This is a genomic window from Diaphorobacter sp. J5-51, from assembly GCF_001023515.1.
Classification (GTDB): Bacteria; Pseudomonadota; Gammaproteobacteria; order Burkholderiales; family Burkholderiaceae_C; genus Diaphorobacter; species Diaphorobacter nitroreducens.
The window spans coordinates 1-8,870 of the sequence record NZ_JSYI01000113.1; the positions used below are offsets into that span (position 1 = coordinate 1).

Below are 8,870 nucleotides of genomic sequence, written 5' to 3' on the forward strand. Positions count from 1 at the left end.
TTGCAGTAATTCCAGACCTGATTGACCTCTCGGGCCATCGCAGACAGCACCTTGCGGTGCTTGTCCTTGATGCGCAGGCGCAGGGTTTTGGTGTGCAGCATGACTATGTGTTTATATCCAGCGACCAGGAGAAATGCAAGCCCGGCTCACGCTGGCCAGCGCTATCCTTCCCCGCCCTGAACGGCGGGGCTTGTCGCGCATTGGGTCAACTTCGAAGCACGAGCCTGAGACTCCAATAACGCCTCGGCATCGGGATGTCGGGCACCACCATTACCACGATCCTGGAGATACCAAGTGGCAATGATTGCAAGGTCTTCACCATCATCACCCTCCACAACGCCATCCGGCGACAGCCCGGAGGCCGCACACACGATGGCCAGGATGTCAGCGTTGTACTCAAAACCCGCCAGTTCACAATAGCGGAGTTCCAACGCATCAAACGTAATGCCTTCTGGGATATTCAATTTCACGATTGTCCCCTTCTTTCTAACGAAGTTTGAATGTATTGGCTTCGACAAGCGCAGAAACCACGCTCTCTGCCATCATCTTTGATGCGCTTTGCAGCAATTGAAGCCCCTTTCCTGCCTTGTTGATTTCGACAATTACGGCACCATCGGAAAATTTGTCCTTCGCCACATCGTCAAGCGTGCCGACCGCATCGATCAGACCATAGGTTTTGGCATCATTTCCATCCCACACCTCGCCTGTGAATAGATCAATATCTGTAGTGAGTTTTTCCCGCCGCCTCTCCTGAACCTCGGAGGCAAAAATCTTCCCCATGCCATTGACAAGCGTTTGCGCCTTGATGGCATCATCCTGCTTGTATGGGGCGAATGGATTAAGCATCGCTTTGAGCTTACCACTTGCGTAGGCGTTATGCTGAATCCCGAACTTCTCAATTGCTTCCGAAAAATTCCACGAACTCAGAATCGCGCCGATTGACCCCACGAGACTATATTTTCCGGCATATATCTCGTCGGCATGTGCCGCTATCATGTAACCGGCTGAAGCGCACATATTCCCGCACACGGCGTAAAGCGGTTTTTTTGTTTCCGCCTTTTTTCGATCTATGAAGCGGTTAATCCTCTCGGCTTCGGCTGGCGATCCACCAGGGGAGTCTATGTAGAGAATGACAGCATCGGCATTTTTCACATCGAAAGCGATTCTCAGCTTTTCTATGATGAAGTCGGCGCTACCCTTTGATGCATCACCCGCAATACCACCCTCAAGCCTTACAACAGGAATCTTCGCCTTGTCATTCTCATACGGAAGCATCTTCGATAGCGAGCCCGCCACACCGAATACCAGAATCAAGCCAAAACATGTGCGCTTAAAATAGTTCCAGCGTAACTCCGACTTCTCAGTCTTCACCTGAAGCTGAACCAAGTCCGAGTCGGTATAAGTGACTGTTGGTTTTTTTTTAAACATGTGGTTCTTCAATCGCTATAATGCTTCTGCAATCTGGAAAACGATTGCATCCAAAAAAATCCCTTCCGGCGTACCGACCCTTCTTTGAGCGGTGTTTGGACATACCAGATCCACACTTCGGGCACACTGGTGGTTCTTCCCTGAAAATCCGCGTTGATTCGATCGCTCCAAAAGCTTCATCATTTCTCTGGGAACTGACGGGCGTGTGAATCTCCCTAATAAGAGCAAAGAGTCTCTGGCCATTAATCAGCTCGATCTGGCCACCTCCTGACTTGTTAGCGTCCTTCGCAAATTTCAATGCGGCTTCGGTGTACGCTCCAGAAATCACCACCTTGCATGCGGTAGCGTTTTTCGCTGCCATGACGCCGTAGATCTGACGAACCACATCCACGCCGACACTTATGGATTTCCAGTGTTTGCACTGGATCAAAACTGTTTCGCCAGGCCTTTTAAGCACCAAATCTACGCCACCATCTGGCCCGTCGCCCCCAAATTCCTGTACTTTGTATCCTTGGCGTCTATACACTTCACCAATTAGCAACTCAAATTCCAGCCAACCCATCTGCGATAAATCTTGTTCAAGACTGGCATTTTTGAGTAGATCCTTGCGATGCTGACGTGCAAAAAAAGACAGCCCTGATGCAATCAAGAGCAGTACAGGCGCGATATATTTCGCAGCTTGAGATGTTGCTTTAACCAACGCGCTACTGACTGGATTTCCAGAACCAAAATCGACAATGGAGCCCGTGATGACCGTATTATGAAAAAGTACATAGCTTAAAACAGCCAGCGATAGGGAAATCCACCATGGAAGCAAGGCAAGCAGATCAATGCACTGTATGAGCAGGCTAGACGGTTTTCTTCTGGCTCTCTTCATAGTGATCAAGACGAACTTTTAGGTCATGGTTTTCACGCTGGAGAACTTCGTTGGCTGTTGAAAGACCCTCCAGCATCACGACGGCACGCTCCAATTCCGATTTTCCTCCACTCTTTGAAAATAGAAATCTGACAACCATTACTACCACGTCCAGCGCCACCTTAGCAGAGCCAAAGAGCGCAATAATTAGAACAATAGATTCAAGTGGCATTTAAATTGATAGTGAACTATTTAATCAAACGAACTAAATGAAGATGAATTGCTTGAGAAAGAATATGAATTATCATCCGTAATTGAATAATCTGTTGAGGACGAGACTCCATACATATTCCCGCCGATATCGACCATACCAACCATCAGAAGACCTGTAGCCGGATTTATAGCCATAAAATCCGTTCCAAAGTCGGTATCACATAGGTGATCCCAAGATGTTTCACATGATTTTTTTATTGGTTCAAATTCATATACAAATTGAGAAGAACTTTCATTACCGTCCGCACCATAAGAATTTTCTCCGAATTCTGCAATGGAATCATCGGGATCAGCATTCATCCCATTTTGAGACAAATGCGAAACACCCAACATCGCGCCCAGAGGGACTGATCCCGTATGGACGTTGTGCTTAATCATCAGGTCTTTTAGGCGCTCATGAACGGACTTTTCGGAATGGCCTGCACTTTCCACTCTAATAGAGCCGTACTTCACCATAAGCTTATCAAGCCGAGCTTGCAGATCGTCCGACTTTCCAGATTCTTGCTTGCCTCTGAAAAGTCGCTTGATGCTGTTGATGATGCTCATTTTGATTCCTCGGTCGGTGTCAATGTGCCAATTATACTAATACCTGATATTAACGCAAATTATGCTCAGTATTCATCCTGGAGATCCGCGCTCTCTATTCTCTGACGATTCCCAAAAGATTGATGCTTGGGTTGATGTGTTGACGGAGATGATACAAGCCACGAGCATCCTTCAAGCCCGCCCAGACAGCAACCTGTGACGGCGGAACCCCTTCGTTGAGCCACATCACCAGGCGTGTATTCCTCACAATTTGTGGCCCGAGTCGAGCTGGTAGTGGATACCCACTGACTTCAGATGCCCGTTTAAGAAACTCCGTGACGATGTTGATCAACTGGGTCGCGGTGATTAGCTCTGTCTTGTTCGTTCTGGCGCAGAACAACGCCCGCTGCTCTGACGATTTCGCAACCAAATGACGAACATCCAGCCATGCCTGAATGTCGTGACGCAACTCATTGCTTAAGGTCATTTTGCGCAACTGACCGACACCTGGGCCGTCAACTTGCACGGCGTACAGCGACTGCGATCCGTCTGATGGCTGGCGTCTAACCAGAGACTCCAGGGTGAGTTCGCGCAGCTCCATAGGCATCAATGCCAACTCGAAGAGTGTTCGACAGATGGCATGATTGCGAATGGCGAGGGGCCGCTCGTCCACGTTATGCCCCAATAGGTCTGTTGCCGCACGCCAGATGCCTGGCGACATGATTAACCCCCGAGGATCTTCAGGCGGCGGTACGTCTCTGTACGCCAGCTGCGAGACGACGTTCTGATCAATCCAACGATTTTCCAGCGCGAAAGCATAGATCCTCTCAAGCAATCGCCAGTAGCGTCGCTTGGTGATCGCTTTGGGGTCGGTGTCGATTTGCCGCCCTCGTGGCCCATTGGCGAGAAATGCAAGTACATCACCTTGGGTGACCTCATGCCATGGGAGCGCTTGAGAGAAAGCACCGTTTCTTCGGGTTTCCAGAAACCTCATCCAGGTGCGCCAAAAGTATCGATAGGCCGGTTCGCCCCTGATGCCTATCGGTGCGCGCTCATCCTCTGATGAGTGATCCAGCCACAGCTCCAGCAACACGGCTGCATCTGGCCTGGTTTGCTCAATGAATTTTGGAGACATTGCGGGCATAAATCACCTCATTTTTTGTCGGATTATGCCCATATTTTCTATGGTTGTGGTACTTCCATGGTCTCTGTTAACAGATTAGTTTGAATTTTGGCCAGATCATGTAATACAGATTTCTCCAGAACGTATCTGCAAACAAAAAAAGCCCGCCACATCCGAAGATGTGGGCGGGCTCTGTTTTGCTGGTCTATGCAATGTGCCAGTCAACCCGGAAGGTTCATCTGTCCAGCACCGGCATTTTTACCACTACTCTTCTTCTTGGCCCCTTCGACCTCTTGGAAGAGCCGAATCAGGTCTACCATGATGGCGGCATCGACACTGATGGTCTTGTTGACCACAGTTTCATCGCCACTCGTCTCGATCTCGATCAGCAGGTCTTTGACTTCCCGCTTGCTCATGATCCCCTTGTACGCCTGTTCCAGGCTATCAAACATGCGGCCGGCGATCTTTCGTGATGGCGCCCACTCCCTGATGGCAGACGGCTTGAGTGCTTGTTTGCCTTGGGCTTTTATCTCTTGGAACTTCCGCTGCAGGAAAGGCCCTGCCTTCTCACCGTGCTCGCGCACAGCCTCAACAGCCATCGTTGCCGATACCTTGCCCTCGCGCACCAATTCACGAACGTCCATGTTAGCGGTCGCCAGCACAAGCATGGCTTCCACGTGGGTCGTCGTGCGGTTGATGTGCCTGGCAATATCAGCAACCGACTTACCCATCCGCGTCAGGCGCAAATAGGAATTTGCGACACCAAGCGGCTTGAGTTTCAGTCCTTGTGCACTGGTGAGCATCAGCAGGATTCGCTCGTCATTTCCCCCTCGGAACGGCAGGCAATCCAGGTGTTCGATGGGTGCTCCGCGCTCGATTGCACGTTTTGCACCGCGCAACCGTTGATGACCATCAACAATGAAGATATCCCCATTGGTTGGATCGATCCTAACGATCAAAGGTGGAACGTAGGAGCCATTGAAATACGCCTCCTCGAAGGCCGTGATCTGTTCCATCACCTCTGGGTCGTTGTAATCCCTCTCATTGAATCCCGGTTCTTCCTGGAGTTTTTCCGGTGGAATCCGATATAAATCGGTCTTCTTCACCCCGGTTTCCGTTGAGTTGGCGGCTTGCGCCTTGAACGATCCCAATACTTTTTGGTGTTCCATGATATTTCCTATTTGAAATTCGCATGCCACGTCTATCGACGATCAATGCGCGTGTTAGCGAATTTTTAAGTGTAACTTATCTCGTCTACTTTTCTATCCCTAAGAAGCGTTTTCGCAACAGTTTCCACTGCCACTATATCGCCTAGATAGGATTTTTTTTGAAGGAAGGTAGCAAGCTTTGCCTCACCTTGCCTGTACTCCAAAGCAACGGTGAGTGCTGCCACGTTGTTGTTGTCAACGCCAATGTAGGCAATGCGAACTCGCTTGGTTGGATGGTTTTCCGACATCTGCGTTCCTCGACTGCCTAAAGAACAAGTGACTCAAAGGCTGCGGCGTAGTATTGACCACAGAGTTTCCCACGAGCGTCTTTTGCGAGAAAGATCGGCTCCTCCCGCTTGAGAACACTATTCCAAGACATTGTGACAAACTCGACGGAAACCACAGGACATGAAGTCAGTGTTTCCGTTGGTTTAAGGCCAAGCTTGGCTAGAAGTGAGACATCAAGAATTCCGGTCTTAAAGAGACTTGCATGTTCCTCCGTCTTAATGTGTGAGTGATCGTGAAGATGATTTGATATTTTCATGGTGTTTGATGTATCGAAGGCACCACGCCCCATTGGGGCATAGCACCCCGATGGGAAATTAAGCCAGAAATTCCAGCTCTGTTGTTTTTAGTGTGGCTTGAGGAAGCACCCATTGCGCACTCTCCCTTGGAAGAGAGAACACGCGACGGATCGTGGACGGATCCAATGGAAGCTCGAATTCATATCCTGTGGCTGTATGAGTCACAGGAATGATTTCAGGCAGTTTTTGAACAGAATCGCGCCCCCATTTGTCTTCAAATTCCACCGTAGCATCGACAACAACCTTTGTCCCTCGCGGGATCACGTTTGCGGTCTTTGTCGCCTCGCGCAGAGACTTGATGGCCTTTGCGTAGCTTCCCGGACTGATTAGCTCGTTCTCCCAAATTGAGCAGATATAGCCTCCGATGATCGAGTAGGCCCAGCCGCCGTAGCGCCAGGTGCCATCCGGTTGCTGTACCAGCAAACCCTCATCGTTCTCAGAAACTCTGAGCACATTCGGAATCGTGGTTGCTTGAGCTTTCCGCTTCTTGCTTGCGCTGCGACCTAGCGAGGCGTTACGCCCGGCATACACAGGCGCATGCTCGATGACGCGCCACGGGCCAAGACCCGAGGCGTTTCCGAACAGCGCCGCAATGACGGGGGCGTCATGCTGCATGCTCAATTCATGGGCTTTACCTTCCTTGAGCACGTCAACGACACCGCTATAGCCAAATCGGCTAAGAATCGCGTAGGCGGCATCTGCCTGGGTGGTCGGGATGGAAGCCCGCCACGAATCCGAGACCTTCAGTGTGACCGTGCCGGGATCGTGATGAACCGGATTGGCCAACTCTCTTAGCCAGCTGGCGATGTAGTTCTCCGCCAGAAGTGCGCCGCTGCGGCTACGCAGCATTCCTCCTTCACAGGAGGAACCATACTTAAAGATCTTTTCGATAGCTGCTTCCAGCGCACCGAAGTAGATGCAGCACCACTTTGGTGTGTGTGGGTAGCAATTTTTCTCGTACATCTCCTCATAGAGGCTGTACCAGATGACGCCACTTGCGTCTTTGTATGCGGAAGCAAGCTTCCCTGTAGTGATAGTAGACCCCATGATTTCTCCAAAAAAATCAGGGTCACTGTCCCCTTGGGGTTGAGTGACCCCGAGGGTTGAAAAGCTCTTGCGAGCGGTTGATGCTGATTATTTTGATTCCTCAGCAGGGAATATTGATCACTTGGAATTACTCCAGGTGCGTCAAATTCTGGCTTTCTGAAGCACCGCTACGAGGCGCTTGAGAAAACCCCCTGCCGCGAGAACAGGGGTTTGGAAAGAAAAAGGCATGCACCTCTTCCTCTTGAGTCGGATGGCCGACCATCAGCTATGCCACCGGGTTATATTTCCCAGAGGGTTGCAATCAACCAGAAAGACACTCGGAAAGTATAGTGTCTGCATTCTCAACGTATGGAGCCAACAGACTTAAACCGAGGTCAATCGCATTTTTGCGTTGATCCATATTATGGATCTCAGTTGCAAATGCCTCCAGTTTTGGCAGCTTGCTGAGTTGTTTAAGCAACTCGTTTTCAGCTTTCATACGCAGATGTTCAGCCTCCAGTAAAGGGCAATTTTCCGGGTGACTGACTTTGAGGTTCCGCTTATTCCTCTCCTCGAACGTCAAAGAAAGAAACATTTTCAAGTCCTCGCTGTCCATAAGATATGACTTCTTGCGCTCAGTCACTCTCCCAGATATTCCGTATTCACGCCATTCTTCGTCATACTTAAAGTTATACTCTTCAAGTATTTTGGCCTCGTAAGCCTCGACGATAGGACGCACGAGTTGCTCGTGCGCCATGGCCAGCATCAGATTTTGCGCTGCGGAAATCATTGATACGGTGATTCCGCATGGATATTGTTTCGTTGTCATGATGATCCTTTTTGAAATGTGGGATCACCGCCTTTGGGGCGTGTGACCCCAAGGGTTATGCTCTTTCGAGCGGGTAGATGATTTTGATTTCGGTTTCCGGGTTGTTCAATGGTAGGCGTTGTATAAGTATTTATACATGCCTAAGAACTACTGCGCCGGAATGCCGGTTAGGCTACAACTGGTCACTCTCAGCGATCATGGGAACGCCTTCAGCGTAATTGGAAGCCAGCAAGCATCGCAGCGCTGCCACCCGGTGGTTCTTGCCGACCCCCTTGGGGCCGGAGGTTCCGCGTCCGCGAAGGTAAGCCTGAATCATTTTTCCATCCTCGTGTTGGATAGACTCAAACATGATCCCGTACTCGTCGATGAGCTTGCCACACTGCGCCCAGTCACCGAGCGGGTCGAAATCCGCTATTTGACCCTTGGTCGCAATAATGATTTCGAGCTCAGCTTCCTCTCGATTTGTGTAAAACATGTCCACAGACGCCAGCCCTTTTCGGCCCTGATGGTCGATGAACGTCACTGAGGGGGCGGTAGCTCTCACTTCATGGTTGATGCCATACCGGATGATTTTGACCGGTGCGGTCTTAGCGTCTGCGATCTCGCCATCTCCTCGATAGATGTACGTCACATCGAACAACGTGAAGGGGGTTGTCAGGCCTTCCACATCTGCATTCGTCGCATGCACGGGTTCACGAGGTGCAAGGCCCAGCAGATACCCAACAGCCCGGTTGAGGTCTTGTCCATCAAGAGCATTGATGGCGATGTTTTTCGATTTCATGGTGATCCTTTAAAACCGGGATCACATCCCCTTGGGGCGTGACCCCGAGGGTTGAAAAAAAGTTGCGCTTGAGTTACTTGACAAAACCTATGAGACGTGCCAAGAACTCAAGTGCGCTCTGATTCAAGAAGATGACTGTGAACATCAGGATCAGGAACAAATTCGTGAACTTCTTGTCCATGCGCTCAAAGCGAGCATCAATCTTCGCCAAGTCTTCCTTGACCGAGCCTTGCAGCT

General features: G+C 50.2%; 11 protein-coding genes. All 11 read right to left on the reverse strand.

Annotated features, from left to right (window positions below):
* Window positions 1-161 precede the first annotated feature (161 nt).
* The 11 genes from OX89_RS18680 to OX89_RS14120 all read right to left on the reverse strand — a co-directional run bounded on the left by OX89_RS18680 (window position 162) and on the right by OX89_RS14120 (window position 8,633).
* Window positions 162-470, reverse strand: coding sequence for a hypothetical protein (locus tag OX89_RS18680; RefSeq protein ID WP_157497490.1), 309 nt, complete (start codon window positions 468-470; stop codon window positions 162-164).
* A gap of 16 nt (window positions 471-486) precedes the next feature.
* Window positions 487-1,428 (reverse strand): S49 family peptidase, encoded by a 942-nt coding sequence (locus OX89_RS14095; RefSeq protein WP_052952278.1) that lies wholly within the window; start codon window positions 1,426-1,428, stop codon window positions 487-489.
* Window positions 1,421-2,305, reverse strand: coding sequence for a restriction endonuclease (locus tag OX89_RS18255; RefSeq protein WP_084002073.1), 885 nt, complete (start codon window positions 2,303-2,305; stop codon window positions 1,421-1,423). Before OX89_RS18255 ends, OX89_RS14095 begins: the two co-directional genes overlap by 8 nt.
* The gene (locus OX89_RS18685) at window positions 2,277-2,516 is read right to left on the reverse strand and encodes a hypothetical protein (RefSeq protein WP_157497494.1); all 240 of its coding nucleotides are present in this window, start codon (window positions 2,514-2,516) and stop codon (window positions 2,277-2,279) included. Before OX89_RS18685 ends, OX89_RS18255 begins: the two co-directional genes overlap by 29 nt.
* Before the next feature lie 20 nt (window positions 2,517-2,536).
* Window positions 2,537-3,103, reverse strand: a complete 567-nt coding sequence (locus tag OX89_RS18690) for a hypothetical protein (protein ID WP_157497496.1) — start codon at window positions 3,101-3,103, stop codon at window positions 2,537-2,539.
* 94 nt (window positions 3,104-3,197) lie between these two features.
* Window positions 3,198-4,226, reverse strand: coding sequence for a hypothetical protein (locus tag OX89_RS14100; RefSeq protein WP_157497498.1), 1,029 nt, complete (start codon window positions 4,224-4,226; stop codon window positions 3,198-3,200).
* Window positions 4,227-4,426: 200 nt separating this feature from the next.
* A complete protein-coding gene (locus OX89_RS14105; protein ID WP_052952279.1) occupies window positions 4,427-5,374 on the reverse strand; it encodes a hypothetical protein in 948 nt (315 codons plus the stop codon).
* Window positions 5,375-5,439: 65 nt separating this feature from the next.
* Window positions 5,440-5,661: a hypothetical protein gene (locus OX89_RS19185; protein ID WP_234305579.1), complete on the reverse strand. Its 222-nt coding sequence runs from the start codon at window positions 5,659-5,661 to the stop codon at window positions 5,440-5,442.
* Between the two features lie 354 nt (window positions 5,662-6,015).
* Complete coding sequence (locus OX89_RS14110) at window positions 6,016-7,044, reverse strand: hypothetical protein (RefSeq protein WP_047351098.1); 1,029 nt, start codon at window positions 7,042-7,044, stop codon at window positions 6,016-6,018.
* A gap of 301 nt (window positions 7,045-7,345) precedes the next feature.
* Window positions 7,346-7,852, reverse strand: coding sequence for a hypothetical protein (locus OX89_RS14115; protein WP_157497500.1), 507 nt, complete (start codon window positions 7,850-7,852; stop codon window positions 7,346-7,348).
* Window positions 7,853-8,024: 172 nt separating this feature from the next.
* Window positions 8,025-8,633, reverse strand: a complete 609-nt coding sequence (locus tag OX89_RS14120; RefSeq protein WP_157497502.1) for a hypothetical protein — start codon at window positions 8,631-8,633, stop codon at window positions 8,025-8,027.
* Window positions 8,634-8,870 lie beyond the last annotated feature (237 nt).